This window comes from Kocuria sp. CH-021 (assembly GCF_049716185.1).
GTDB classification, from domain to species: domain Bacteria; phylum Actinomycetota; class Actinomycetes; order Actinomycetales; family Micrococcaceae; genus Kocuria; species Kocuria cellulosilytica.
Window position 1 is genome coordinate 124,848 of the sequence record NZ_JBNAFK010000003.1, and the last position, 24,985, is coordinate 149,832.

At 73.4% G+C, this 24,985-nt stretch carries 25 protein-coding genes, 1 tRNA gene and 1 pseudogene; 12 read left to right on the forward strand and 15 right to left on the reverse strand.

Going from position 1 to position 24,985, the window contains the following annotated elements; genetic code table 11:
• Position 1 precedes the first annotated feature (1 nt).
• The 4 genes from trxA (at position 2) to ACPYN7_RS03095 (ending at position 3,495) form a co-directional block, all read left to right on the forward strand.
• The gene (trxA, locus tag ACPYN7_RS03080) at positions 2-376 is read left to right on the forward strand and encodes a thioredoxin (protein WP_424346657.1); all 375 of its coding nucleotides are present in this window, start codon (positions 2-4) and stop codon (positions 374-376) included.
• A gap of 95 nt (positions 377-471) precedes the next feature.
• On the forward strand, positions 472-1,824 hold the full coding sequence (locus ACPYN7_RS03085; RefSeq protein WP_424346658.1) for an MBL fold metallo-hydrolase: 1,353 nt from the start codon (positions 472-474) through the stop codon (positions 1,822-1,824).
• Positions 1,825-1,916: 92 nt separating this feature from the next.
• Complete coding sequence (locus tag ACPYN7_RS03090; RefSeq protein ID WP_424346659.1) at positions 1,917-2,987, forward strand: HoxN/HupN/NixA family nickel/cobalt transporter; 1,071 nt, start codon at positions 1,917-1,919, stop codon at positions 2,985-2,987.
• Between the two features lie 4 nt (positions 2,988-2,991).
• On the forward strand, positions 2,992-3,495 hold the full coding sequence (locus ACPYN7_RS03095; protein WP_424346660.1) for a metallophosphoesterase family protein: 504 nt from the start codon (positions 2,992-2,994) through the stop codon (positions 3,493-3,495).
• 32 nt (positions 3,496-3,527) lie between these two features.
• Here the strand turns inward: ACPYN7_RS03095 and ACPYN7_RS03100 are convergent, their stop codons facing one another.
• Positions 3,528-4,097, reverse strand: a complete 570-nt coding sequence (locus ACPYN7_RS03100; RefSeq protein ID WP_058873932.1) for a hypothetical protein — start codon at positions 4,095-4,097, stop codon at positions 3,528-3,530.
• A 194-nt stretch (positions 4,098-4,291) separates the two neighbouring features.
• Between ACPYN7_RS03100 and ACPYN7_RS03105 the strand changes: the two genes are divergently transcribed.
• From ACPYN7_RS03105 to ACPYN7_RS03115, 3 genes are read left to right on the forward strand one after another with little or no spacing between them, the layout of a single operon-like run.
• Positions 4,292-4,837, forward strand: a complete 546-nt coding sequence (locus tag ACPYN7_RS03105; RefSeq protein ID WP_424346661.1) for a carboxymuconolactone decarboxylase family protein — start codon at positions 4,292-4,294, stop codon at positions 4,835-4,837.
• Positions 4,834-5,844, forward strand: coding sequence for a pirin family protein (locus ACPYN7_RS03110; RefSeq protein ID WP_424346662.1), 1,011 nt, complete (start codon positions 4,834-4,836; stop codon positions 5,842-5,844). The genes ACPYN7_RS03105 and ACPYN7_RS03110 overlap by 4 nt, the downstream gene beginning before the upstream one ends.
• 23 nt (positions 5,845-5,867) lie before the next feature.
• A complete protein-coding gene (locus ACPYN7_RS03115) occupies positions 5,868-6,215 on the forward strand; it encodes a GNAT family N-acetyltransferase (protein ID WP_424346663.1) in 348 nt (115 codons plus the stop codon).
• Between the two features lie 63 nt (positions 6,216-6,278).
• Here the strand turns inward: ACPYN7_RS03115 and ACPYN7_RS03120 are convergent, their stop codons facing one another.
• Entirely contained in the window at positions 6,279-7,154 is an 876-nt protein-coding gene (locus tag ACPYN7_RS03120; RefSeq protein ID WP_058873928.1) for a shikimate dehydrogenase, read from the reverse strand.
• 212 nt (positions 7,155-7,366) lie between these two features.
• On the opposite strand from ACPYN7_RS03120, the pseudogene ACPYN7_RS03125 reads away from it, so the two are divergent.
• Positions 7,367-7,654: pseudogene (locus tag ACPYN7_RS03125) on the forward strand (cyclase family protein); the annotation flags it as partial.
• A 185-nt stretch (positions 7,655-7,839) separates the two neighbouring features.
• On the opposite strand, the gene ACPYN7_RS03130 reads toward ACPYN7_RS03125, so the two are convergent.
• Positions 7,840-9,180: a hemolysin family protein gene (locus ACPYN7_RS03130; RefSeq protein ID WP_424346664.1), complete on the reverse strand. Its 1,341-nt coding sequence runs from the start codon at positions 9,178-9,180 to the stop codon at positions 7,840-7,842.
• Positions 9,181-9,305: 125 nt separating this feature from the next.
• Here ACPYN7_RS03130 and ACPYN7_RS03135 point away from each other — a divergent pair, with 125 nt between their 5' ends.
• Complete coding sequence (locus tag ACPYN7_RS03135) at positions 9,306-10,208, forward strand: potassium channel family protein (protein WP_424346665.1); 903 nt, start codon at positions 9,306-9,308, stop codon at positions 10,206-10,208.
• A gap of 107 nt (positions 10,209-10,315) precedes the next feature.
• On the opposite strand, the gene ACPYN7_RS03140 is transcribed toward ACPYN7_RS03135, so the two are convergent.
• The 5 genes from ACPYN7_RS03140 to ACPYN7_RS03160 form a co-directional block, all read right to left on the reverse strand.
• A complete protein-coding gene (locus tag ACPYN7_RS03140; protein WP_058873924.1) occupies positions 10,316-10,528 on the reverse strand; it encodes a hypothetical protein in 213 nt (70 codons plus the stop codon).
• 130 nt (positions 10,529-10,658) lie between these two features.
• A complete protein-coding gene (locus ACPYN7_RS03145) occupies positions 10,659-11,564 on the reverse strand; it encodes an ABC transporter ATP-binding protein (protein ID WP_424346666.1) in 906 nt (301 codons plus the stop codon).
• Positions 11,554-12,327, reverse strand: a complete 774-nt coding sequence (locus tag ACPYN7_RS03150; RefSeq protein WP_058873923.1) for an ABC transporter permease — start codon at positions 12,325-12,327, stop codon at positions 11,554-11,556. Before ACPYN7_RS03150 ends, ACPYN7_RS03145 begins: the two co-directional genes overlap by 11 nt.
• On the reverse strand, positions 12,324-13,118 hold the full coding sequence (locus ACPYN7_RS03155) for an ABC transporter permease (protein ID WP_058873922.1): 795 nt from the start codon (positions 13,116-13,118) through the stop codon (positions 12,324-12,326). The genes ACPYN7_RS03150 and ACPYN7_RS03155 overlap by 4 nt, the downstream gene beginning before the upstream one ends.
• A gap of 35 nt (positions 13,119-13,153) precedes the next feature.
• Positions 13,154-14,107, reverse strand: coding sequence for an ABC transporter substrate-binding protein (locus ACPYN7_RS03160; protein WP_058873986.1), 954 nt, complete (start codon positions 14,105-14,107; stop codon positions 13,154-13,156).
• A 220-nt stretch (positions 14,108-14,327) separates the two neighbouring features.
• On the opposite strand from ACPYN7_RS03160, the gene ACPYN7_RS03165 reads away from it, so the two are divergent.
• On the forward strand, positions 14,328-15,278 hold the full coding sequence (locus ACPYN7_RS03165; protein WP_424346667.1) for a LysR family transcriptional regulator: 951 nt from the start codon (positions 14,328-14,330) through the stop codon (positions 15,276-15,278).
• A gap of 67 nt (positions 15,279-15,345) precedes the next feature.
• Here the strand turns inward: ACPYN7_RS03165 and manA are convergent, their stop codons facing one another.
• Entirely contained in the window at positions 15,346-16,446 is a 1,101-nt protein-coding gene (gene manA, locus ACPYN7_RS03170) for a mannose-6-phosphate isomerase, class I (RefSeq protein ID WP_424346668.1), read from the reverse strand.
• A gap of 73 nt (positions 16,447-16,519) precedes the next feature.
• On the opposite strand from manA, the gene ACPYN7_RS03175 reads away from it, so the two are divergent.
• On the forward strand, positions 16,520-17,920 hold the full coding sequence (locus tag ACPYN7_RS03175) for a phosphomannomutase/phosphoglucomutase (protein ID WP_424346669.1): 1,401 nt from the start codon (positions 16,520-16,522) through the stop codon (positions 17,918-17,920).
• Positions 17,921-17,987: 67 nt separating this feature from the next.
• On the opposite strand, the gene ACPYN7_RS03180 is transcribed toward ACPYN7_RS03175, so the two are convergent.
• The 3 genes from ACPYN7_RS03180 to ACPYN7_RS03190 form a co-directional block, all read right to left on the reverse strand.
• The gene (locus tag ACPYN7_RS03180; protein WP_424346670.1) at positions 17,988-19,175 is read right to left on the reverse strand and encodes a globin domain-containing protein; all 1,188 of its coding nucleotides are present in this window, start codon (positions 19,173-19,175) and stop codon (positions 17,988-17,990) included.
• 58 nt (positions 19,176-19,233) lie between these two features.
• Positions 19,234-19,719, reverse strand: coding sequence for an RrF2 family transcriptional regulator (locus tag ACPYN7_RS03185; protein WP_424346671.1), 486 nt, complete (start codon positions 19,717-19,719; stop codon positions 19,234-19,236).
• Between the two features lie 171 nt (positions 19,720-19,890).
• Positions 19,891-21,756 carry a phosphoenolpyruvate carboxykinase (GTP) gene (locus ACPYN7_RS03190; protein ID WP_424346672.1) on the reverse strand — a complete coding sequence of 622 codons (1,866 nt, stop codon included), beginning with the start codon at positions 21,754-21,756 and terminating at the stop codon, positions 19,891-19,893.
• Between the two features lie 300 nt (positions 21,757-22,056).
• Between ACPYN7_RS03190 and ACPYN7_RS03195 the strand changes: the two genes are divergently transcribed.
• Positions 22,057-22,129: transfer RNA gene (locus ACPYN7_RS03195), tRNA-Arg, on the forward strand.
• Between the two features lie 81 nt (positions 22,130-22,210).
• Here the strand turns inward: ACPYN7_RS03195 and ACPYN7_RS03200 are convergent.
• From ACPYN7_RS03200 to ACPYN7_RS03210, 3 genes are read right to left on the reverse strand one after another with little or no spacing between them, the layout of a single operon-like run.
• Complete coding sequence (locus tag ACPYN7_RS03200; RefSeq protein WP_424346673.1) at positions 22,211-23,389, reverse strand: FAD-dependent monooxygenase; 1,179 nt, start codon at positions 23,387-23,389, stop codon at positions 22,211-22,213.
• A 12-nt stretch (positions 23,390-23,401) separates the two neighbouring features.
• Positions 23,402-24,388, reverse strand: a complete 987-nt coding sequence (locus ACPYN7_RS03205; protein ID WP_424346674.1) for an aldo/keto reductase — start codon at positions 24,386-24,388, stop codon at positions 23,402-23,404.
• A gap of 52 nt (positions 24,389-24,440) precedes the next feature.
• Positions 24,441-24,980 (reverse strand): SixA phosphatase family protein, encoded by a 540-nt coding sequence (locus ACPYN7_RS03210; protein ID WP_058873913.1) that lies wholly within the window; start codon positions 24,978-24,980, stop codon positions 24,441-24,443.
• Between the last annotated feature and the right edge of the window lie 5 nt (positions 24,981-24,985).

The following is a 24,985-nucleotide window of genomic DNA, read 5'->3' on the forward strand; positions in this document are numbered from 1 at the left end:
CATGGCCACCGTCGACCTCACCGAGCAGGCCTTCGCCGAGACCGTCCAGAACCACGACATCGTCCTCGTGGACTTCTGGGCGTCCTGGTGCGGGCCCTGCCGGATGTTCGCCCCGACCCACGAGGCCGCCTCGGCCAAGCACCCGGAGGTGGTGTTCGCGAAGGTCGACACCGAGGCCGAGCAGCGGCTCTCCGCCGCGGCCGGCATCAGCTCCATCCCCACCCTGATGGCCTTCCGCGAGGGCGTGCTCGTGTTCTCCCAGCCCGGGGCGCTGCCCGCGACCGGGCTCGAGCAGGTCATCACCGCGGTCAAGGACCTCGACATGGCCGAGGTCCACGCCGAGCTCGCCCGGCAGCAGGCCGGGCGGCAGGCCTGACCCGCCCCCCTTGAACCGTCATACCCCTGGGGGTATGTTGGGGGCGGGTTCGCCCCCCGTCCCCTCGTTCCACCACCCGCTACAGGAGGAGAACCATGGACGTCACCGTCATCGACACCCCGCAGCTCGGGGACCGCAGCTACCTCGTGCACGACGGGCAGGTCGCCCTGGTCATCGACGCCCAGCGCGACATCGACCGCGTCGAGACCGCCGTGGCGCAGGCCGGGGTGAAGGTCACCCACGTGGCCGAGACGCACATCCACAACGACTACCTGACCGGCGGCTGCCTCTACGCCCGCAAGCACGGCGCGGCCTACCTCGTCAACGCCGCCGACGAGGTCTCCTTCGAGCGCACCCCGATCGCCGACGGCGAGACCGTCCGGGTCGGGGAGCTCTCCGTGAAGGCCGTGGCCACCCCCGGCCACACCCACCACCACCTCTCCTTCGTGGTGACCCACGGCGAGGAGCAGGCCGTGTTCTCCGGCGGCAGCGTCCTCTACGGCTCCGTGGGCCGCACCGACCTGCTGGGCTCCGAGCACATGGTGGGCCTGACCCACGACCAGTACGCCTCCGCCCGCCGCCTCGCCGCCGAGGCCCAGGAGCAGGCCGCCCTGTACCCCACCCACGGCTTCGGCTCCTTCTGCTCCTCCGGCCCCGCCACCGGCGCGGAGGAGTCCACCCTGGGCGAGCAGATCCGGACGAACCACGTCTACACCGATCCGGACGAGGAGCACTTCGTCTCCGAGCTGATCGCCAACCTCACCGCCTACCCGAACTACTACGTGCACATGGGCCCGGCCAACGCCGCCGGCCCCACCGAACCGGACCTGGAGGTGCCCGACTCCCTGGACCCCGCCGAGCTCCGCTCCCGCCTGGAGGCCGGGGAGTGGGTGGTGGACCTGCGCCACCGCGTGGCGTATTCCTCCGACCACCTCAAGGGCACCATCAGCTTCGAGTACGGCGACGGCTCCAGCTTCACCGCGTTCCTGGGCTGGATCTTCCCCTACGACCGGCAGCTGACCCTCGTCGGCTCGCGTGCGGACGTCGAGAACGCGATCCGCGACCTCTCGCGGATCGGCATCGACTCCCCCGACGCCGCCCTGGGCGAGGACCCGGCGAAGCTCGCCCCCGGCGCGACCGTGTCCTCCTACCCGCGCGTCGACTGGACGGGCATGCTCGACCAGCGCCCCGAGGACGAGACCGTCCTGGACGTGCGCCGGGTGGACGAGTACGAGGACTCCCACATCCCCGGCGCGGTCAACATCCCGCTGCACGAGCTGCTGCCCCGGATGGACGAGGTCCCCGAAGGCCGACTGTGGGTGCACTGCGGCTCCGGCTACCGCTCCGGGGTGGCCGCCTCCCTGCTCGAGCGCGCCGGCAAGGACCCGGTGCACATCGACGCCCTGTTCGCCGACGCGGAGGAGGCCGGCGTCCCGCTCGAGAGCTGACGCCGGCGCGGGGCCGGGTCCGCGCGCCCGGCCCCGCGGCCCCTCCCCGCGGCCCCTCCCCGCAGCCGCCCCACCCCAGTGAAAGGCCCGCCGTGAGCACCTCCCGCACCGTCCCCCCGTCCGCCGCCGGACGGCGCAGCGTCACCGTGATCGGCACCGCGGTCGTCCTCCTGCACCTCGCCGGCTGGGGCGCACTGCTCGCCCTCGTCGCGGGCACCGACACCCCCCAGGGCGGCACGAGCCTGTTCGTGGGCCTCGCCCTCAGCGCCTACGCCCTGGGCATCCGGCACGCCTTCGACGCCGACCACATCGCCGCGATCGACAACGCGACGCGCTCGCTGACGGCACGCGGCCGGGAGTCCACGGCCACCGGCTTTTGGTTCGCCCTGGGGCACTCCTCGGTGGTCCTCGTCTCCGTGCTGCTGCTGACCCTCGGGGTGGAGGCCTTCGCCGGCGGCCTCGCGGACGAGGGCTCCGGGCTGCGCCGGGCCGCCGGGATCTGGGGCGGCACCGTCTCGGGGCTGTTCCTCGTCACCGCCGGGGCCCTCAACCTCGCCGTGCTGCTCCGGCTGCGCCGGGCCCGCCGCACCGCGCGCACCGGCGTCCTGGACCCCGCCGAGCTGGAGGCCCACCTCGCCGACCGCGGGGTGCTGCACCGCGTGCTGCACCCCATGACGCGAGCGGTGGACCGCCCGGCCCGGATGTACCCCGTCGGCTTCCTCTTCGGCCTCGGCCTCGACACGGCCGCCTCGATCGGGCTGTTCGTCATGGCCGGCGGGCTCGCCCCCGAGCTGCCCTGGTACGCGGCGCTCGTGCTGCCCGTGCTCTTCACCGCCGGCATGACGCTGTTCGACAGCGCCGACGGCATCCTGATGCACCGGGTCTACGGCTGGGCCTCGGTCGACGCCCGCCGCAAGCTGAACTACAACGTCACGGTGACCACCGTCTCGGTTCTCATCGCCTTCGTGATCGGCGGGGCGAGCCTGCTGTCCGTGCTCGCCGAGCTCGTGCAGCCGAGCGGCGGTGCGCTCGCTCTCGTGGCGGCGGTCGACCTCAACTTCCTCGGCATGGCCGTGATCGTCTTCTTCGGCGCCGTCTGGCTGGGCTCGCGGGCCCTGGACCGGTTCCGCCGCGACGGCCGGCCGGTCCCTGTGCGAGGCTGAGCCCGTGGTCCGACTCCTCCTGCTCGCCGACACGCACGTCCCCAAGCGCGCCCGCGACCTCCCCGCCGCGGTGTGGCGTGCTGTCGACGACGCCGACGTGGTGCTGCACGCGGGCGACTGGATCGACCTCGCGACCCTCGACCGGCTCGAGGAGCGCGCCGCCCGCCTGGTGGGGGTGTGGGGCAACAACGACGGGCCGGAGCTGCGCGAGCGGTTGCCCGAAGTGGCCCGCGAGACGCTCGGGGGCGTGCGCTTCGGCATGGTCCACGAGACCGGGGCCGCCGCCGGACGGGAGGCCCGCGCGGACCGGGCGTTCCCCGGCCTCGACGTCCTGGTCTTCGGCCACAGCCACATCCCGTGGGACAGCACCACCCCGGCGGGGATGCGGCTGCTGAACCCCGGCTCCCCCACGGACCGGCGGCGCCAGCCGTACTGCACGTACCTGACGGCCGCCGCCGCGGGCGGGCGGCTCACCGACGTGGAGCTCGTGCGCCTCCCCCGGCGCTGACGCCGCCCGGTCCGCCCCGGCGGGGCGCCCCCTCAGACCAGGCCGCGCAGCTTGTAGTAGCGCCGGCCCACCACGGTCCCGTTGACCCGGATCACGGCCCACACCAGCACGAGCAGCAGCGCCACCAGCACGGCGGGGACGGGCACGAAGACCGCCCAGACGACCAGCGCCATGCCGGGCACGGTCAGCAGGATCGGCCAGGCGTACTGCACCATCTCCACCGCCATGTAGTCCTGCATCTCTCGCAGCGCCGGGTCCTGCGGGACGGCGGCGCGGCGCACCGAGGTCCGCAGCCCCTTGCTCGCCCGGGCGCGGGCGTCCATGAGGTCGTTGCGGGGTGCGTCGTCCGCGCGGGTGAGCGAGAGGATGATGCCGCTGAGCAGCAGAGCGGCCCCGCCCACCACGAGCCCCCACTGGGCGGGGCTCAGCAGCCCGCGATCGCCCAGCAGGAGTGCGGCGGCGATGCCGCCCAGCAGCCCCACGACCAGGCTCGCCACGAGGGCGAGCACGATCCGCCGGGCCCAGATCGCATCGAGCTCCCCGAGCCGGGGGATCTGCACGTGCGGGTGGTCGGCCCCGCTGAGCCGGATCTCCTCGTCCATGGCGTACCGTCCTCTCGTCGTTCCGGTGCTCCTGCTCGGTCACCTCCATTGTCCCGCGACCCGGTCCCCGCGGCACGTCCTGCGACGGAACGGCCGGGGCACCCGGCCCGCACTTGACGGGGCACCGCCGGAGGTATTCGCTGGAGGCACGGCGGGACCGCCCAGCGGAGCCGCGACGACCACCAGGAGGCTCCATGACCGCCAGCGACCGCTTCTACCTCGACAAGGCGGATCCCGGCAGCTGGCGGGCGCTCAACGGGCTGGCCCGCAAGGTCGCCGCCGCGGCCGAGGACGCCGGGCTGTCCCGGGCGCTGGTGGAGCTGCTCAACATCCGGGTCTCCCAGCTCAACGGGTGCGCGTTCTGCCTGGACCTGCACACCGGCTACGCCGTGGAGGCCGGGGTGAGCGCGCAGAAGCTCGCCGTGCTCCCCGCCTGGCGCGAGACGGGGCTGTTCGACGACCGGGAGCGGGCCGCGCTGGCCATCGGGGAGGCCGTGACCCTGCTGCCCGACGAGGAGACCCGGCTGGCCGAACTGGCGGTGGCCCGGGCGGAGCTGACCGACGAGCAGTACTCCGCGCTGCAGTGGACGGCGGTGGCGATCAACGCCTTCAACCGGGTCTCGGTCCTCTCCCGGCACCGGGTCCGCCCCCGGGCGGCGGCGCCCGAGGACCGGGGAGCCGGGGAGCAGGCGCCGGACGCGTCGCGCACCCCGTCGGCCGTCGCGGGAGGCACGGCGTGACCAACCTGGACGTGGACCCGCAGGAGCTCCTGTGCACCGAGGCCGCCGGGGCCGGCGCGCAGCTGCTGGCACCGCGCGAGGTGCCCCTGGGCGGACCGCGGGCGATGACCGTGCGCCGCACCCTGCCCCAGCGGCGGCGCAGCCTCATCGGGGCGTGGTGCTTCGTGGACCACTACGGCCCCGACCTGGTCTCGGAGTCCGGCGGCATGACCGTGGCCAGGCACCCGCACACCGGGCTGGCCACCGTGAGCCTGCTGTTCACCGGGGGGATCGCCCACCGGGACTCCGCCGGCCACGACGCGATCGTGAAGCCGGGGGAGGTCAACCTCATGATCGCCGGGCGGGGCATCTCCCACCAGGAGTTCTCCACCCCCGGGACCACCCTCCTGCACGGGGTGCAGCTGTGGTACGCCCTGCCGGACGCGACCCGTCACATGGCCCCGGCCTTCGAGCACCACGCCCCCGAGCCGGTGCTCGGCGAGGGCACCGAGCTGCGCGTTCACCTGGGCTCCCTGGCCGGGGTCACGTCCCCGGTGGAGACCTTCACGCCGCCGCTGCTCGCCGCCGAGGCCCTCCTGCGGCCCGGGGCCCGCCTGGAGCTCGAGCTCGACCCGGGCCTCGAGCACGGCGTGCTGCTCGACAGCGGGGACCTGACGCTCGACGGCGCCCCCGTGCCGGTCGACCACCTCGCCTACCTCCCGGTCGGACAGGGGTCCGTGGTGCTGGAGGCCGGTCTCAGCCCGGTCCGGCTGCTGCTCATCGGCGGGGAGCCGCTGGGCGAGCAGATCGTGATGTGGTGGAACTTCGTGGGCCGCACCCACGAGGAGGTCGTCGCCTACCGCGCCGCTTGGCAGGCGGAGATCGAGGCCGAACCCGCCGCCGCCCCGGTGGGCGGGACCTACGCCGACGGCGCCCCGTATCCGCGCTTCGGCCCCTACCCGCCGGACCAGCCCGCCCCGCTGCCGGCCCCGCCGCTGCCCACCGTCCAGCTGCGTCCCCGCGGCTGAGCCCGACCCCCCGGGAGAGCACCATGGACACCTCCGCCGTCACGGTCCGGAACAACCCCGGCCGGCACCGCTACGAGCTCCTCGACGGGGGGACCGTGATCGGCACGGCCCACTGGGTCCCCTTCGACGGCGCGGACGGACCGCAGCGGATCTTCCACCACACGAGCGTGGACGAGGCCTACGGCGGGCAGGGCCTGGGCTCGAGACTGGCCCGGGAGGCCCTCGACGACACCGCTGCGGCCGGGCTGCCCGTGGTCCCGGTGTGCCCCTACATCAAGAAGTGGCTGCGCACGCACCCCGACCACCCCGCCGTGCGCGTGCCGGTGCAGCCCGAGCACCTCGCCGCCGTCCCCCGGCAGGAGCAGCAGTGACCCCGCCCACCCGGGCCGGACGACGGACGGGTCCCGCCCCGGGACGGGTGGAACAGGGTGCGCTCAGCTGCTCTGCGCGGCGACGAGGTCGAGGAAGTGGGCGCGCATCCGGCCGCGGTCGGGCTCCACACCGGTGATGAGCCGGAACGCGTCCACCGCCTGGCCGACGGCCATGTGGCCGCCGTCGAGCACCTGGCACCCCGCGGCCCGGGCGGCGGCGATGAGCTGGGTCTCCACCGGCAGGTAGACGACGTCCGCGACCCACTGCCGGGCCGCCAGCAGGTCCGGGTCCACCGGCGTGCCGGGGTGGTGGTGCATGCCCACCGGGGTGGCGTTGACCAGCCCGTCGGCCGCGCGCACCAGGTCCGGCAGGCCCTCGACGGTGGCCGCCTCGACCTGCTGCTCGGGGAACAGCCGGGCCATGGCCGCGGCCCGCTCGGCCGCCCGGGCGGGGTCCACGTCGAACAGGTGGAGGGTCCGCACGCCGGCGCTGAGCAGGGCGGAGGCCACGGCGGAGCCGGCGCCCCCGGTCCCGACCTGGACCACGCGGTCCTTGGCCGCGCCGGGGAGCACCGCCCGGAACCCCGCGGCGAAGCCGGACACGTCGGTGTTGTGGCCGATGAACCGCCCGTCGCGGATCACCACCGTGTTGACGGCCCGCAGCGCCGCCGCCTCCGGGGCGACCTCGTCGAGGTGCTCCAGGACCAGCTGCTTGCACGGGTGCGTGATGTTGAAGGCGTTGAACCCGAGGTCGCGGCCGGCGCGCAGCAGCTCTCCCACGTCCTCGCCCGGGCGGCCGATCACCTCGAGGTCCACCGGGCGGTACAGGTAGTGCAGGCCGTGGTGGTGGGCCTCGGTCTCGTGCATCGGCGGGGTGAGGCTGCGGGTGATGCCGTCGCCGATCAGGCCCACCAGGTAGGACTCGGAAGTGGTGCTCATGGAGGACTCCTTGCGGGGTGCGGGCAGGACGCGGCGGCGCCGACCACCCCCGGTGCGCAGCCGGTGCCGGTTGCGGGGAGAGCATCGCGAGCCGTTGGGACGCCCATCACAGTACACCGGGACAACCTCCGAGACCTCGTGTGCACCCACTATGTGAACACAGATGCCACAGAATGGGAGTGTGCGCGCGTGGCAGCGGGCGCACCCGACCGCCCGGCCCGTCGGTGGCGGCCGCCGAGTGGCTCGCCGCCCATCCGCACGTCAGCGGCTTCGGCGTGGAGACCGTCGGCATCGACGCGGGTGTCGCCGGCGGCTTCGATCCGCCGCTCCCCGCCCACCACCACCTGCTGGGGCATGACGAGTACGGGCTCACCTCCCTGCGCCGCCTGGACCGGCTGCCGGTCCTCGGGGCGCAGCTCGTGGTCGCGCCCCTGCCGTTGGTGGGCGGAACAGGCAGCCCCGCCCGGGTGCTCGCCCTCGTCGAGCGGCCCGCGGCGTGACCGGCACGGTCGCTTCCTCGGCCCGGAGGCCCCGGTGGTGCAGGTGGACCTCGAGGAGTCCGTCCTGGGCGCGCACCGGCCGGCGGACCGGCCGCTGGACCTGGGGGTCGTGGGCGACTGCGCGCTCAGGGCGCGGGACGTCCTCGCCGTGCTGGACGGCGCCGCCGTCCGGGGCGCGCCGGCGGTCAGGAGCCGGGCTGCTCGTGCCCCGCCGCGTCCTGCGGGGCACGGGTGATGCGCACCCGCTCCACCCGACTGCGGTCCACGGCGAGGACCTCGAGCCGGTGGTCGTCCACGACGACCACGTCGCCGGGGCGGGCCACCCGCCCCAGCCGGTCCATCACGAACCCGCCCACGGTCTCGTAGTGGCCCTCGGGGATCACGAGACCGGCCTCCGCCGGGACCTCCTGGATGATCAGCCCGCCGTCCACGAGGACGGCCCCGCCCCGGCGCAGCACCGTGTCCTCGTGCTCCCGGATCCCGGCGTCGAACTCGTCGTAGATCTCCCCCACGAGCTCCTCCACCAGGTCCTCGAGGGTCACGATGCCCGCCGTCCCGCCGTACTCGTCGACCACCAGCGCGATGTGGTGCCCGCCCTTGCGCATGGCCTGCAGGGTGCGCAGCACGTGGTTGGTCTCCGGCAGGAACGGGATGGGCCGCACCACGTCCCGCAGGGTCCGCGGCGGTGCCTCGATGACCCCGTCCCCGTCCTCGTCCGCGAGCACGAGGTCGCGGATGTGCACGAAGCCCAGGACGTCGTCCACGCTCGTGCCGAGGACGGGGTAGCGGGAGTGCGGCAGGGTCAGCGCCGTGCGGTACGCCTCCGTGACGGGCAGGGTGCCGTCCAGGAACTGGACGTCGGGGCGGGGGCGCATGACCTCCGCGAGACGGCGCTCGCCCGCCTCGAAGACGTCCGTGAGGATCGAGCGGGACACGGGGCCGATGCCCCGGGTGTCCACGACCATCTCGCGGATCTCCTCCGCCGAGACCTCCTCGGCGGCGGCGTGCGGGTCCCCGCCCACGAGCCGCACCACCAGGTCGGTGGACACGGAGAGGAGCCAGATGACGGGGCGCATGAGCTTGGCGAACAGGTTGAGCGGCGGGGCCAGGGCCTTCGTGAAGCCCACCGAGCGCTGCATGGCCAGCCGCTTGGGCACGAGCTCCCCCAGGACCAGGGAGAGGTAGGCGATGACCAGGGTCATGCCGATCAGCGCCGTGGTCTCCGCGGCGGCGGTGGACAGCCCGGCCCGGACGAGCAGCGGGGCCACGTCCGGGGCGAGCGTGGAGGCGCCGTAGGCCGAGGAGAAGAACCCGGCGACCGTCACGCCGATCTGCACCGCCGAGAGGAAGAGGTTGGGGTCCCGGACGAGGGCGGCGGTCCGGGCGCCCTTGCGCCCCGAGCGCTCGATCCTCCGGACCTGGCTCTCCCGCAGGCTCACGATGGCCATCTCGGTGCCCGCGAAGACCCCTCCGACCGCCACGAACAGCAGGATCAGGAGGATGTTCACGAGGGTGCTGGAGTCCATGGCGACCACGCTACCGCCCCGCCCCGGGGCGGGCCCGGGGCACCGGCGCCGCGCCGGTATCCTGGGGCGACCGACGAGCCGGCCGCGCCGCCGCGCCGTCCGGCCGTCCGAGGGGGAGGAGATCCATGGACGAGGTGTTCACCCTGCTCGGTCTCGGCCTCGTGGGCTTCGGGCTCTACGACGTGTTCCGCGGGCTCCTGTATCCCAGCGGCCGGGGCACGATCAGCTTCTGGGTGCTGCGGCTGGTGTGGAGGCTCTCCCGCAGCACGGACCACCGCTGGGGCTCCCTCGCGGGGCCGCTCGGCGTGGTGGTCGTCATCGTGCTGTGGGGCATGCTCCAGGCGTTCGGGTGGGCCCTGGTGTACTACCCGTACGTCCCGGAGGGCTTCTACTACGCCGAGGGCATGAACCCGGAGGAGTACGACGACTTCGCCGAGGCGCTCCACATCTCGCTCGTGACCCTGGGCACGCTCGGCTTCGGGGACGTCGTGCCCACCGGGGCGTGGCTGCGCTTCGTCTCGCCCATCGAGGCCCTGATCGGCTTCGCGCTGCTGACCGCGACGGTGTCGTGGTTCATCCAGATCTATCCGGCCCTGGCCCGGCGGCGCGCCCTCGCGGTGCGGCTGCGCGCCCTGCAGGCCGTGGGCTTCGCGGAACGCGTGGCGCACCTGGACCGCGCCGGCGCGAGCCGGACCGTGGACCAGCTCACCGCGGACGTGGTCGACGTGCACGTGGCCCTCGTGCAGAACGCGGAGTCCTACTACTTCCGTGAGGTCAAGGAGGACGCGGCGCTGGCCGTCTTCCTGCCCTACGCCATGGAGATCGCGGCCCGCGCCGGGGAGTCCCCTGCCGAGGAGGTCCGGCTCAGCGCCGCGATGCTCTCCTCGGCCGTCTCCGACATCGGCCAGCACCTGCGCACGGAGTTCCACGGCTCGGGCGAGAGCACCGAGGAGGTGCTCGGCGCCTACGCGACCGACCACGGGTACTCCCCCGGTCCGGGCGGGCGCAGCGGGCGCTCCCCGGACTGACCCGCGACTGCCGGGCCGCGTCCGGGGACGGTCCCGGGGGCAGGGCCCGGCGTGCCCCCGGGCGGGGCGAGGGGCCGGCGGTGGTCACCGCCGGGGGCGGCCGGGGCTCACCAGAGGTGGCGGCACTGCCCGTTCTGGCAGGAGAACTCGGGGGCGCGCCCGTCGGGCAGCATCATCGACGGGGACGCCAGCTCGACGTCGCGCGCCTGGTCCCAGTCGTCGGGCATGATCTGCACGTAGACCAGCTCGAAGCCGGTGGCGCCGCAGCGCGGGCACGGCGCGGTGGTGCCGCGCAGTCCCTCGGACGGGGTGGTGCTCATGGCGTGCCTCCCGTGGGAACAGGCGCCGGGCGCTCCGGAGCCGGTGGGCCCAGTGTAGTGGGCCCGCCGGCGCCTCCGCCCGGGGCCCGCCGGCGCCTCCGCCCGGGGGCCGGTGGAGGCGCCGGCCGGCTCAGGCTCTCGTGCCGGCCTCGCGCTTGGCGCGCTGGATCTCCTCGTAGACGTGGCCGCGCAGCTCCGTGAACCGCGGCAGGCCGCGGGTGGTGAGCTGGTCGCGGTCGTCGGGCAGGTCGATCGCGAGGTCCTCCTGGACCACCGTGGGCGAGCTCGAGAGGATGATGACGCGCTCGCCGAGGTAGACGGACTCGTCGATGTCGTGGGTCACGAACAGCACGGTCACACCCATCCGGTGCCACACGTCCCGGATGAGGTCCTCGAGGTCGGCGCGGGTCTGGGCGTCCACCGCGGCGAAGGGCTCGTCCATGAGCAGGATCTTCGGCTGGTAGGCGACCGCCCGGGCGATCGCGACGCGCTGCTGCATGCCGCCCGAGAGCTGCCACGGGTACTTCTTGTCCGCGCCGCGCAGGTCGACGGCGGCGATCGCCTCCTCCACGAGCCGGCTCCGCTCGTCCCGGGCCAGCTTGGCGTTCTTCAGGGGCAGCTCCACGTTCTCGCGGACCGTCATCCACGGGAAGAGGCTGCGCCCGTACTCCTGGAAGACCACGGCCATGTCCTTAGGCGGGCCGGTCACCTGCTCCCCGCCCAGCAGCACCTCGCCGGAGGTCGGCGCCATGAGCCCCGAGATGCACTTGAGCAGCGTGGTCTTGCCGGAGCCGGAGGGTCCCACGAGGCACGCCAGCTCGCCGCGGTTGAGGTCGAACGTGAGGTTGCGGACGGCCTCCACGTCGCCGTGGTCGCTCTGGTAGATCTTCTGCAGCCCGCGCACGGACAGCAGCACGTCCTTGCCCCCGGTCCGGCCGGCGCCGCCGTCCGAGACCTCCGTGGCGGTCCCGTCCGGGCCGGTCCGGTCGGCGGCCGCGCCGCCGCCCGCTGCCGAGCTTCCTGATTCAGCCTGCATTCTCCACCTCTTTCAGGCCCCGGTACCAGGCGAGGACCTTGTGCTCAACACGTTGGAAGACGAACGCCAGCAGCACGCCGATGAGACCCAGGACGGCGATGCCGCTCCACATCTCGGGGATGGCGAACGACCGCTGGAACTGCACGATGGTGAACCCGAGCCCCGAGGACGAGGCGAACATCTCCGAGATCACCATCAGGATCAGCCCGATGGACAGGGCCTGGCGGATGCCGGCCATCATCTGCGGGCTGGCGGCGGGGACCACCAGGTGGATGATCCTCGACCACCCGTGGATCCCGTACGAGCGCGCCGTCTCGTTCATGACGGAGTCGACCGAGCGCACGCCCTCGATGGTGTTCAGCAGCACGGGCCACACCGAGCCCAGCACGATCACCACGACCTTCATCTGGTCGTTGACGCCGATGAGCAGCATCAGGACGGGCACCAGCACCGGCGGAGGGATGGCCCGGAAGAACTCGAGCACGGGCTCCAGCAGGTTCCGCAGCCAGCGCACCGAGCCGATCACGAGCCCGGCGACGACACCGAGCAGGATGGACAGCGCCAGTCCCACCAGGAGCCGGCCGATGCTCGGCAGCACGTCGTCGAAGAACCGGTCCCCGAACCAGACGTCCACGAACGTCGTGGCGAACTCGCCCGGCTCCGGGACGTAGAAGCTGGTCTCCACCAGGGTGTAGACCCACCAGACGAGGATCAGCAGGACGGGCAGCGCGAGGGCGTAGCCCAGGGTCTTGACGAGTCTCACACCGCCACCTCTCCACGGACGGACGAGTGCCAGGACAGCGCCCGGCGCTCGAGCGCCCGCATCCCCAGGTTGATGAGCACGCCCAGCAGCCCGGCCGTGACGATGAACGCGTACATGGCGGTCACGGCGCCGCCGGACTGGGCCAGGGAGATCTCCCGGCCCAGCCCGGGCGTGCCGATCACGAGCTGGGCGGTCACCGCCAGGATCAGGGCCACGGCCGCCCCGAGCCGCAGCCCGGTGATCACGTAGGGCAGGGACGTGGGCCACGTGACGTACCGGACGCGGGCCACCGGTCCGAGGCCGTAGCTCTTGGCCGTGTCCTGCGCCACGGTGTCCACGTCACCGACCCCGTAGAGGACCTGGATGAGGATCTGCCAGAAGGACGCGTACACCACGAGCAGCAGGGTGGACTCGAGCTGCACCCCGAACAGCAGCACGGCCAGCGGGATGAGCGCCACCGACGGGATGGGCCGGAGGAACTCGATGGTGCTGTGCGTGGCCCGGCGCAGGAACGCGCTGCTGCCGATCACCAGCCCCAGGACGATCGCGGCGACCGCGGCGATGAGCAGCCCGAGGAACCAGGCCCGCACGGTCTGCCAGACCGCCAGCCAGAAGCCCGCCGAGCCGAGCTGCTCCCCGAGCTCCAGCAGGACCTCGCTGGCGGGGGGCAGGTAGCGCGGGTTGACGATGCCGGTCAGGGGCAGCAGCTCCCAGGTGAGCAGGAATCCGAGGATTCCCAGCACACCGAGGACGCCGGGCCCCCAGGACCGGCCGGCGCGGGTCCGTGCCATGGATGGGATCCTTCCTGTCGGTCCGTGCTCCTGCGCTACGGCAGGAGCGTGTCCAGGTCGGGCTCGTTGTTCAGCGAGCCGTACTCCACGGCCGCGCTGCCCAGCTTCTGGAACGACTCCCGGTCGAACTCGGTCCGGTAGCGGGGCAGGGCCATCTTCTCGCGCAGCTCGTCGCTGATCTCCGTGTAGGTCCCCACGATGTCGCGGACCTCGTCCGGGTTCTCGTTCGCGTACTCGAGGGACCTGTTCATGGCGTTCTGGAAGCTCTCGACGAGCTCCGGGTCCTCCTCGATCCGCTGCGCCGTCGTGAAGTAGCCGGCGATGTCGAGCTCCGGGTCGAACTCCACGAAGTTGTAGGACACCGCGCGGGCGCCCTCGTCGAGGACCTGGGTGAGGAACGGGTCCAGGATCCAGGCGGCGTCCACCTGGCCGCGGTCGAGGGCCGCCGGGGCGTCCGGGAAGCCGACCTCCACGAACTCGATGGAGTCGGGGTCGCCGCCGGCCTGCTCCACGACGTGGCGGATCGTGGTGTCGCCGATGTTGTTGAGGTTGTTCACCGACACGGTCTTGCCCGCCAGGTCCTCCGGCCCCTGGATGTCCGAGTCGGCGGGGACCACCACGGCGCTGAAGTCGCGCTCGGCGTCGCCGGAGGTCGTCGTGCCGTTGGTGACGAAGCGGATGTCCAGCCCCTCGTCCTGGGCGACCATCACGGACAGGGTGTTGCCGAAGGCGAAGTCGAAGTCCCCGCTGACCACGCCGGGCACGGCGGCGGCACCACCGGTGGTGGTCTGGATGTCGAGGTTGATGCCCTCCTCCTCGAAGAAGCCCTGCTCCTCCCCCAGCCAGATGGCGGCCGTGTCGACGATGGGGATGACGCCCACGGTGACGTCCTGCATCTCCCCCTCGGCGCCCCCGCCGCCGTCGCCGCCGCACGCGGCCAGCGCCAGTACGGATCCTGCTGCTCCCAAGCCCATGAGCGGACGCCGCATCATGCCTCCCTGTGTTCTCTGTGGTGATGTCGGTGCTGACGCCGGTCCGGTGCTGACGTCCGTGGTCGGTGCCGGGCCCGCCGTCCGCACCGCGCTGTGCGACCCGGCGGACCCGGGCTGTGATAGGGATCACTCTAGTGGCGTAGCATTCACAAACCAGTACATCTTGTCGATGGACCGATACATGACGTCTATGAGCCGCCGATCGAGGAGCATCCCCGTGGAGCTGGACCTGAACCTGATGCGCGTGTTCTGCACGGTCTACGAGCAGGGCAGCGCCACGCGGGCCGCGGCCGAGCTGCACCTCACCCAGCCGACGGTGAGCCACGCCCTGAAGAACCTGCGCCGGCAGTGCAACGACCAGCTCTTCGTCCGGGAGGGCCGGGGCCTGAGCCCCACCCCGTTCGCGCGGAGCATCTTCCCCCAGGTGAAGGCGGGGATCGCGCAGGTGACGGCGGCCGTCTCCTCCGGCGGCCGGTTCCATCCGGCGAGCGCCCGCGAGTGCTTCACCCTGGCCCTGACCGACCTCGGGGAGCTGGCGTTCCTGCCGTCCGTGATGACGGCGCTGCGGGAGCAGGCTCCGGGCGTGGAGCTGACCGTGCTGCCCCTGGACGTGGAGCACGTCCCGGAGGACCTGCTGCGCAACCGGGTGGACGCCGCGATCTGCGCCCCGTACATCGGCGGCGCCGACATCGTGCGGACGGTCATCGGCACGGACGAGTACGTCGTGATCGCCGCCCGCGACCACCCGCGCGTCCGGGAGCAGCTCACCCTCGAGCAGTTCGCGGCGGAGCCGCGGATCCGGCTCGCCCCCTCGATGGGCCACGAGCTCGCCGAGGTCGCGGCGGAGCGGGCGGGCGCCCCGGGCAGCACGGCCCTGCGGCTGTCCCACTTCACGGGCCTGGTCTCCGTCGTGGAGCGCACCGACTGCCTCGCGGTGCTGCCGCGGTACCTCGCCGAGACGCTCGTGGAGGCGGCCGGGATCCGCGTCTTCCCGCACCCCGTCGAGATGCCGGTCCTGCAGCTGGCCGTCTACACCCGTGAGCCCGGCCACCAGCGGCCCGCGCAGCGATGGTTCGCGCAGCTGATCGTGGACACGATGCGGGCGTCCGTCTCCCCGGACCCGTCGGCGCCGCTGCACCCCGTGCCCCGGCACCGCCGCCGCCCCTGACGGGTACGGCGGGCTCCGGCGGGCCCCGACCCCGGCCCCATCTGCTCCCGCGGTGCGGCGGCGCGGCTCAGCGGCAGGAGACCGTGAACACCCGGCCGTCGCCGGACAGCTCCACGGCGCCGCCGCCCCGGTGCAGCAGCGACTCCCCGCCGCCCAGCTCCCACTCCCGGTCCGCGGCGCGCACCAGCACCTGCTCCCCCGTGCTCAGCAGGACCGCGGTGCCCTCCAGCTCGACCGGGACGGACCGTCCCGGCACGAGCTCGTGGACGGTCAGCGACAGCCGCTCGTCCCACAGGGGGTAGACGCGGCGGCCGCGCTCGTCGGCCGCGGGCTCCACGACCTCCGGCTCCGCCTGCTCGTCGGCCAGCACGGCGAGCAGCTCGGCCACGTCCACGTGCTTGCCCGTCAGCCCGGCGCGCAGGACGTTGTCCGACGAGCTCATCACCTCGATCGCCGTTCCGGACAGATAGGCGTGGAGCTGCCCGGCCGGGGTGTGCAGGGACTGGCCGGGGGCGAGGCGGACGTGGTTCATGCACACCGCGACCAGCAGACCGCGGTCGTCCGGGTGCCGGTCCTGCACGTAGCGGACCATGGCGGCCACGGGGTCCTCCGGGTCCGCGGCGCGGGCCGCGGCGACGGTGGCCCGCACGGCGGCGGCGGCGGCGTCCTCGTCCATCGTCAGCACGGACGGCAGGACGGGGCGCCCGCCGCCGGCGACCTCGCGCAGCCAGTCCAGTCCCAGTCGCTCGGCCGTGGCGCACAGCCGCTCCGCGGACCGGACGCCCGTGAGCAGCTCCACGCCGGTGAGGGCCACCACGGTCTCGGGCTTGGCGGAGCGGTCCTTGTAGTTGCGCCGCGGGTCGTCGAGCGGGACCCCTGCCCGCTGCTCGCGCTCGAAGCCGGCCGCGGCCTGCTCCGGCGAGGGGTGGACCTGGATGGACAGCGGGGCGTCGATGGCCAGGATCTTGAGCAGGAACGGCAGGCCCTCCAGCGGCTCGTCCCGGCCGTCCCGCACCACCGTCGAGGGGGCGGCGGGGTGCCCGCCGACCCACAGCTCGGCCTCGGGCTCATCGCTCGGGACCGGCCTGCCCTGGAGCCGGGCGAGCACCTCGCGGGAGCCCCAGGCATAGTGCTGGACCGGGTTGCGCATGCGGAGGATCTCGACCATGCTCGTCATCCAATCACAGGACCGCCCGCGCCCCGCGGCGCCCGGGAGCGGCCGTGGCCTAAGATCACCCCTTGTGACTATCGATCTCTCAGCTTCCTTCAAGGCCTACGACGTCCGCGGCATCGTGGGCGAGTCCATCACCGCAGAGACGGTCCGGGCCACGGGCGCCGCGTTCGTGGACGTCCTGGGCCTCGCCGGCCTGACGGTCCTGGTGGGCGGGGACATGCGCCCCTCCTCGCCGGAGTTCGTGGACGCCTTCGCGGAGGGCGCCGTGCGCCGCGGCGCGGACGTCGTGAAGATCGGGCTGATCTCCACCGATGAGCTGTACTACGCGTGCGGGACCTTCGACGCCGCCGGGGTGACCTTCACGGCGAGCCACAACCCCGCCGAGTACAACGGCATGAAGATGTCGAAGGCCGGCGCCGTCCCGGTCTCCTCCGAGACCGGGCTCTACGACATCCGTGACCTCGCCCAGCGCTATCTCGACGAGGGCGCCGTCCCGGAGGCCTCCGCGCCCGGCACGGTCACCGAGCGGGACGTCCTGGCCGGCTACGCGGAGTACCTGCGCTCGCTCGTGGACCTGTCCGGGACACGGCCGCTCAAGGTGGTGGCCGACGCCGGCAACGGGATGGCCGGGCTGACCACCCCCGCGGTGCTGGGGGACGCCGTGCTGGAGGCGCTGCCGCTGGAGATCGTGCCCCTGTACTTCGAGCTGGACGGCACGTTCCCCAACCACCCCGCCAATCCGCTCGAGCCCGAGAACCTCGTGGACCTCCAGCGCGCCGTGCTCGAGCACGGCGCGGACCTGGGAATCGCGTTCGACGGCGACGCCGACCGCTGCTTCGTGGTCGACGAGCAGGGTGGGACCGTCTCCCCGTCCGCCGTCACCGCGCTGGTCGCCGAGCGCGAGATCGACCGCGCCCGGGCGGAGGGCGTCGAGCAGCCGGTGATCATCCACAACCTCATCACCTCGCGCGCCGTCCCCGAGCTGGTCACCGCACGGGGCGGGCGCCCCGTGCGCACCCGGGTGGGCCACTCGTTCATCAAGGCCGTGATGGCCGAGGAGGGCGCCGTGTTCGGCGGCGAGCACTCCGCCCACTACTACTTCAAGGACTTCTTCAACGCGGACACCGGCATGCTCGCCGCAATGCACCTCCTGGCCGCCCTGGGCGAGCAGGACCGGCCGCTGAGCGAGCTGATGCACCAGTACGACCCCTACGCGGCGTCGGGGGAGATCAACTCCACGGTCGAGGACAAGGCGGGCGCCGTCCGGCGGGTCGTGGACGCCCTGGCCGGCCGGGACGTGACCGTGGAGGAGCTGGACGGCACCACGCTCAGCCGCCCGGACGAGGGCTGGTGGTTCAACCTGCGCCCCTCCAACACCGAGCCGTTCCTGCGTCTCAACGTCGAGGCGAAGGACCGGCCGACCATGGAGCGGGTCCGGGACCGGGTGCTCGGGATCGTGCGCGCCTGACGCCTCCGGAACGCACGGGGCCCCGCCGGACAGCTCGTCCGGCGGGGCCCCGTGCGCTGCGGGCGCCTCAGACCCCGGCGGTCTCGCGCGCCTCGTCGTGGAGCATCCACTGGTCCGGGCCCAGGATCTCGTAGGCCACGTTGCGGCCCGGGACGCCCTGGGCGATCACCGCGGAACGGACGGCCTTCATGAAGGGCAGCGGGCCGCAGAGCACCACCTGGGCGTCGGCCGGGACCGGCACGGCGTCGAGGTCCATGAACCCGTCGTGGTCGCCCTCCCCCGGGGTCTCCATCCAGGTCTCCAGGCGGGCCGAGGGCAGCTCGGCGACCAGCATCTCGTGCAGCTCGCGCAGCGGCCAGGTCGCGGCCGAGCGGTCGGCGTGCAGGACGAGGACCTGGCGCTGCGACTCCTGGCGGACCAGCCGGTCCAGGAACGCGAGCATGGGGGTGACGCCGATGCCGGCGGAGGCCAGCACGAGGGGCCCGTCCCCGTCCGGGAGCACCACGTCGCCGTAGGGGTTGGAGACCCGCAGGACGTCGCCCACCTGCACGTCGTGGTGGAGGACCGGGGTGACCTCGCCGCGCTCGTCGAGGCGGACCGCGATCCGGCGCGTGCCCTCGGGACCCGGCACCAGCGTGAACTGCCGCGGCTGCTCCACGCCGTCGGGCATCCGGACCTCGACGGTCACGTACTGGCCGGGCTCCGCCGGCGTCATCGGGGTGTCGTCGGCGGGCTCGAGGGTGATCGCCGTGGTGGTGGTCCCGGTCCGCTCCTTGGCCGCGACCCGGTACGGGGCGAACACCACGGTGTTGGCCTGGCCCGCGTAGAGGCCCTCCTCGATCTTGATGAGGGCGTCGGCCATCAGCCAGTACACCTCGTCCCAGGCCGCCACGACCTCGGGCGTCGCGGCGTCGCCGAGGTCCCGGGCGATCGCGCCGAACAGGTGCTCGTGGACGATCGGGTAGTGCTCGGGGAGCACGCCCAGGGAGGCGTGCTTGTGCGCCACGCGGGAGAGCAGCTCGTCCGGGTAGCCCTCGGGGTGGGACAGCAGCCACGAGGCGAACATCGCAATGGAGCCCGCGAGGGCCTGCGCCTGGGTCCCGTTCTTCTGGTTGGAGCGGCTGAACATGCCGTCCAGCAGATCGGGGCGCGCCTCGAACATGGACCGGTAGAACTCGGGGGTGATGAACGGGATGCGCTCGGCGACGACGCCGATGGTCTGCTCGATGACGGGACGGGACTGGTCGGACAGCACGGTTGCCTCCTGGGGTGCCGGTGGGTGACATCCCCAAACTAGCATTTAAGATGCTGGATTACGGAATCGGCGCGCCGCCCGCCGCGCCGCCCGGCGGTTCGGGCGGGCGCAGCCCGATGGACACCAGCACCGGACCCACCTGGCGCTCGCTCACGAGGTCCCGCACGCGCACGTCGTCGAGCGCGCCGTAGAAGGCCTCCCGGGCGTCGGCGAGGGCGCGGCGCAGCCGGCAGCCGTGGTCCAGGGGGCAGTCCCCGCCGGCCGACTCGCACTCGACCATCGCCGAGCCGGCCTCGAGCTCGCGCAGGAGCGAGCCGACGGAGGCGTCCAGGCCGGCGGGGGTGATCGACACCCCGCCGGTGCGGCCGCGGCTCGAGGCGAGCAGGCCGAGTCCGCTGAGCCGGCCCACGGTCTTGGTCACGTGGTGGTAGGGGGCGCCCACGCCCTCGGCGATGGCGCGCGTGGTGAGCCTCTCCCCCTCGGGGACGGCTCCCGTCAGCAGCAGGACGCGCAGGGCGATGTCCGAGAAGGCCGTCAGCCGCACGTCCGGGTCCTCCGCTCGCTCATGGCGGCTCCTTCCCAGTCCTGGTGCGTCCCGGCCGTCCGCGGGAACATCTCCATTGTCCCACGCGGCCCCCGGACGCGGAGGAGGGGCCTCCCGTCAGGGAGACCCCTCGTCCGCGTCCGGGTCGGGGCGCTGCGGCCCGGACCGGGATCAGGCCTGGTTCAGGCGGTCCTCCAGCCCCGCGCGCTGCTCGAGGATGGGCTCGGGGACGTGGCCGAGCCGCTGGAACCACTCGTCGATGCTGGGCAGCTCCGCCTTCCACTCCCCGGCGTCGACCTTGAGGGCGGCCTCGAGCTCGTCGTCGGAGACGTCCAGGCCCGTGAGGTCGAGGTCCTCCTTGGTGGGCACGGTGCCGATCGGGGTCTCCCGGCCGCCCGCCGTGCCCTCGAGCCGGTCGAAGATCCACTTGACCACGCGGGAGTTCTCGCCGAAGCCCGGCCAGGCGAAGCCCCCGCTCGGGGTGCGGCGGAACCAGTTGACGTAGAAGACCTTGGGCATCTCGTCCTCGCCGATGCGCTCGCCGACCTCGACCCAGTGCTCGAGGTAGTCGTTGGCGTTGTAGCCGATGAACGGGAGCATGGCCATGGGGTCGCGCCGGACCACGCCGACGGCGCCCTTCGCGGCGGCCGTGGTCTCCGAGGACAGCGTGGCGCCCTGGAAGACGCCGTGCTCCCAGCCGAAGGACTGCGAGACGAGCGGGACGGTGGTCTTGCGGCGGCCGCCGAAGACGATCGCGGACAGCGGCACGCCCTCGGGGTCGTCGTACTCGGGGGCGAGGATGTCGGCCTGCTTGATGGGGGTGCAGAAGCGCGAGTTCGGGTGCGCGGCGGGACGGCCGCTCTCCGGGGTCCAGTCGCGGCCCTTCCAGTCCGTCAGGTGCTCGGGCGTCTCGTCCGTCATGCCCTCCCACCAGACGCCGCCGTCGTCGGTCAGCGCCACATTGGTGAAGATCGTGTTGCCCCGGGCGATGGCGCGCATGGCGTTGGGGTTGGTGGGCCACCCCGTGCCCGGGGCCACGCCGAACAGGCCGGCCTCCGGGTTCGTCACCCGGGCCTGCCCGTCCTTGCCGAAGCGGATCCAGGCGATGTCGTCGCCGACCATCTCGGCCTTCCAGCCCTCGAGGGTGGGCTCGAGCATCGCGAAGTTGGTCTTGCCGCAGGCCGAGGGGAAGGCCGCCGAGATGAAGCGGCTCCGGCCCTCGGGGTTCGTGATCTTGAGGATGAGCATGTGCTCGGCCAGCCAGCCCTCGTCGTGGGCGATGGCGGAGGCGATGCGCAGGGCGTAGCACTTCTTGCCGAGCAGCGCGTTGCCCCCGTAGCCGGAGCCGAAGGACCAGATGGCCCGGTCCTCGGGGAAGTGGACGATGTACTTGGACGGGTTGCAGGGCCAGGGCACGTCCTCCTCGCCCGGGGCCAGCGGGGCGCCCAGGGAGTGCAGGCACTCGACGAAGAACCCGTTCTGCTCGGTCATCTTCTCCAGCACGGGCGTGCCGATGGTCGCCATGATCCGCATGGAGCACACCACGTAGGCGGAGTCGGTGATCTCCACGCCGTAGCTCGGCCTCGCGGCCTCCAGGTGGCCCATGACGAAGGGGATGACGTACATGGTGCGCCCGCGCATGGCGCCGCGGAACTTCTTGCGCAGGGTGCCCTTCATCACCTCCGGGTCCTCCCAGTTGTTGGTGGGACCCGCGCCCTTCTCGGTCTTGGTGCAGATGAAGGTCCGCTCCTCGACGCGGGCGACGTCGTCCGGGTCGGAGAACGCGGCGAAGGAGTTGGGGAACTTGGTCTCGTCCAGGCGGACGAAGGTGCCGGCGTCCACGAGCTCGTCCGTGAGCTGCGTCCACTCGGCCTCCGAGCCGTCCACCCAGTGGATGCGGTCCGGCTGGGTCAGCTCCGCCATCTCCCGCACCCACGAGAGGAGGTGCGCGTGGGTGGTGGGCGCGTTGTTCAGAGCGCCCTTCACAGCCTCGTTCAGCCCGGTGGTCTCCGTCGTTGCAGTGGGGTTGTCAGCCATTGACATGTCTCCTCGTTGAGGCCGTCCGCCGACCGCCCGGGGCTCTCGTGGTGGTGCTCGTCGTCGAACACTCGACCCGGTGTCACCGGGCCCACAGTGAGCGGCGTGGAGGTGGGCGGCCGGTCTCTACTGTGATGTGGCCCCATCCTATCGTCCCGGCCCCGCCACGCCCCAGCAGGGTTACGCGCGCCGCGGCCCGTCGCGCCGGGCGTCCGGCCGGGCACCGGTGGATTTTGCGCAGCCGGAGGCCACATGTAGAGTTGTGTCCGGCTTGAACGGCGGTGACGCCGGGACGCCGATGCGCCTGTAGCTCAACGGATAGAGCATCTGACTACGGATCAGAAGGTTGGGGGTTCGAATCCCTTCGGGCGCACTCCAGTCGAGAAGCCCCTCACCGGCGGAAACGCCGGTGAGGGGCTTTTTCGTGCCCGGCTCCGGCCGGGCGGCGGAGAGCTCAGGCCGCGGCGAGGGCGTGGATGTCGCCCCCGGCGCGCCCCACGAGACCGCGGGTCACCACGGAGTCGAGCCCGGGCAGGGCGGCCAGGCGCAGCGCCAGGCGCCGCGCCTGCCGGCGCGCCCGGGAGGACGGCAGGAACCACTGCGCCCCGCCGCGGGCCACGCGCTGCTTCTCGGCCACGACCGGCCGCCAGACCCGCTCCCAGTCCGCCAGCGCCTCGTCGACCGATGCCGCGCGGGCGAGCCGTTCGGCGAGCAGCCACGCCCCGGCGATCCCCAGGGACGCGCCCTGGCCGCCCAGCAGGGACACCGCCTGGCCCGAGTCCCCGAGCAGCACCACCCGGCCGCTGCTCCACCGCGGCACCTCGACCTGCGTCACCGCGTCGTAGTAGAGCCGGTCCGCGGCGGGACAGGCCGCCAGGGCACGGGGCACGATCCAGCCGAGCGAGCCGTGGACGGCGCGCAGGGCCTCGCGGGGCGCGGCCGGCAGGGACGGCGCGGCGCTCCGGTGCACGGCGAAGGCGGCCACGCGCCCGTCGCGCAGCCCGTAGAAGCCCATGGCCCGGTCGATGCTGTCCGTGAGGCAGAAGCGGCTGCCGATCCGCCGGTACGACTCCGGGTCCTCGAACACGTACGCCGCCGTGTGCAGGCCGAGCCAGCGGCGGTAGCGCTCCTCGGGCCCGAACGCCGAGCGCCGCACCGCCGAGTGCACCCCGTCGGCGCCCACGACCAGATCGGCGTCGAGCACGGTGCCGTCGTCGAGCACCGCGCCGGCCCCGCCGGGACGCTGCCGCACGCCGACGACGCGCCGTCCGAAGCGGAGCTCCGCCACACCTCGCGCGTGCTCACGGAGCACCTGTTCGAGGTCGGGGCGCATCACGCTGACGAGGTGCCCGTCGAGGGCGCGGGCGAACCGGGCGAACGGCAGGCCGGCCCGGTCGCGGCCGTGCTCGTCCACGTAGCTGAGCCGGTCCACCGTGTAGCCGAGCTCCCGGACCGCGGGCAGCACGCCCATCGCCTCCGCGGCGTCCCAGCCGGGGCCGAAGAAGTCCATCATGTAGCCCTGCTCCCGCGGGCGCGGCGCCCGCTCCAGGACGACGACGTCCCAGCCCTGCCGGCCCAGGCACCCGGCCAGGGCCAGTCCCGCGATGCCCGCCCCGCAGACGACCGCGCGCACGGCCCGCGCCGCTCAGTACCGGTCGCCGACGGCGACGACGCCGGCCAGCAGGTCGAGGTCCTCGGCCGTCAGGCGCAGCTCCGCGGCCGCCGCGTCCTCCCGCAGGTGGCCGGGGTCGGTGGTGCCGGGGATCGGCAGCACGTGCTCGCCCCGCGCCGCGGTCCAGGCGATCGCGACCGCCGCGCAGGTGCTCCCGTGCCGGCGGGCGACCTCGCGGAGGGGGGCGAGCACGGCGTCCTCGTTGGCGGCCATGGCCTCGGCCGTGAACCGGGGGTTGCGCGAGCGGAAGTCGGCGCCGGAGAACTCCCGGCCCGCGAGGCCACCGGCCAGGTAGCCGCGGCCCAGCGGGGAGAAGGGCACGAACACCGCCCCGTGCTCGGCGCACCAGCCGATGACGTCCCCGGAGGGGTCCCCGTCGGCGGTGGGCCCCGAGCCGTCGGGGTTGCGGGTCCACAGGGAGTACTCCGACTGGACGGCCGCGACCGGGTGGATCGCGTGCGCCCGGTCGGCCTGCTCCGTGCTGACCTCGGAGAGCCCCACGTGGCGCACCTTGCCGGCGGTCACGAGCTCGGCCATCGCGCCCCACGTCTCCTCGAGGGGGACGTCGGGATCCACGCGGTGCAGGTAGTAGAGGTCCACCACGTCGGTGCGCAGCCGGCGCAGGCTGTCCTCGGCCGATCGGCGCACCTCGTCCGGCCGCCCGCAGCGCTCCGTCCGGGGCGGGTCGAGGGAGGCGGCGCGCAGACCGGTCTTGGAGCAGAGGAAGACCTCGTCGCGGCGCCCGCCGAGGGCGGCGCCGACGAGCGCCTCGTTCGCTCCCCCGCCGTAGAGCACCGCGGTGTCCACCACGTTCATGCCGAGGTCCACCGCGAGCCCGAGGACCTCGTGCTTGCGCCGCTCGGTCAGCCCGTGCCGGTCGTAGACCCAGCTCAGGCCCATGGCTCCGAACCCGATCACGCCCACGCGGTCCCCGGACGGGGTGAATTCGATCTGTCGCATCCCTTGCTCCTTCGTCGGTCCGGCCGCCGCGCGGGCGGCCGGAGCCCGCCGGTCAGCGGTCCCCCGCGGACGGGCGCGGCACCGTGAAGTCCACCAGGCGGGCGTCGGCGCCGTCCAGTCCGGCCCAGGCGCCCGGGACCTCCAGGACCGCCAGGCCGGAGGTGGGGCAGCCGTCGGCGAGCGCCATGACGGCGTCGTAGTCGGAGTCGGGGGTGGCCAGGCGCAGGGCGGCGTCGCGCAGACCGGGCAGGTGGCCGATGACCAGCAGGGACTCCACGGTCTCGGGCACGTGGTTGACCACCGCGATGATCCGGCTGTCCTGGGCCGCGTAGAGGGACTCGTCGAGCCGGGCGGTCGGTGCGAGGTCGCCGAGCTCGCTGCACACCCACGTGCAGGTCTGGCGCGCGCGCAGGGCGCTTGAGCACAGAATCATGTCCGGCACGTGCCCGTGGGCCAGCAGCCAGCGTCCCGCGGCGGCGGCGTCCGTCGCCCCGTCCCGGTGCAGGGGGCGGTCGTGGTCGGCCACGCCCCACGGGTGCTCGGCCTCCGCGTGCCGCATGAGGACGAGCTTCTTCCGGTCGTGGCGGGTCATCGGTT

Coding starts and splice junctions, on each gene's coding strand:
- trxA (WP_424346657.1), top strand. CDS start 2: ATGGCCACCGTCGACCTCACCGAGCAGGCCTTCGCCGAGACCGTCCAG.
- ACPYN7_RS03085 (WP_424346658.1), top strand. CDS start 472: ATGGACGTCACCGTCATCGACACCCCGCAGCTCGGGGACCGCAGCTAC.
- ACPYN7_RS03100 (WP_058873932.1), bottom strand. CDS start 4,097: ATGGACGAGGAGATCCGGCTCAGCGGGGCCGACCACCCGCACGTGCAG.
- ACPYN7_RS03105 (WP_424346661.1), top strand. CDS start 4,292: ATGACCGCCAGCGACCGCTTCTACCTCGACAAGGCGGATCCCGGCAGC.
- ACPYN7_RS03115 (WP_424346663.1), top strand. CDS start 5,868: ATGGACACCTCCGCCGTCACGGTCCGGAACAACCCCGGCCGGCACCGC.
- ACPYN7_RS03120 (WP_058873928.1), bottom strand. CDS start 7,154: ATGAGCACCACTTCCGAGTCCTACCTGGTGGGCCTGATCGGCGACGGC.
- ACPYN7_RS03130 (WP_424346664.1), bottom strand. CDS start 9,180: ATGGACTCCAGCACCCTCGTGAACATCCTCCTGATCCTGCTGTTCGTG.
- ACPYN7_RS03135 (WP_424346665.1), top strand. CDS start 9,306: ATGGACGAGGTGTTCACCCTGCTCGGTCTCGGCCTCGTGGGCTTCGGG.
- ACPYN7_RS03140 (WP_058873924.1), bottom strand. CDS start 10,528: ATGAGCACCACCCCGTCCGAGGGACTGCGCGGCACCACCGCGCCGTGC.
- ACPYN7_RS03145 (WP_424346666.1), bottom strand. CDS start 11,564: ATGCAGGCTGAATCAGGAAGCTCGGCAGCGGGCGGCGGCGCGGCCGCC.
- ACPYN7_RS03155 (WP_058873922.1), bottom strand. CDS start 13,118: ATGGCACGGACCCGCGCCGGCCGGTCCTGGGGGCCCGGCGTCCTCGGT.
- ACPYN7_RS03160 (WP_058873986.1), bottom strand. CDS start 14,107: ATGCGGCGTCCGCTCATGGGCTTGGGAGCAGCAGGATCCGTACTGGCG.
- manA (WP_424346668.1), bottom strand. CDS start 16,446: ATGGTCGAGATCCTCCGCATGCGCAACCCGGTCCAGCACTATGCCTGG.
- ACPYN7_RS03190 (WP_424346672.1), bottom strand. CDS start 21,756: ATGGCTGACAACCCCACTGCAACGACGGAGACCACCGGGCTGAACGAG.
- ACPYN7_RS03205 (WP_424346674.1), bottom strand. CDS start 24,388: ATGCGACAGATCGAATTCACCCCGTCCGGGGACCGCGTGGGCGTGATC.
- ACPYN7_RS03210 (WP_058873913.1), bottom strand. CDS start 24,980: ATGACCCGCCACGACCGGAAGAAGCTCGTCCTCATGCGGCACGCGGAG.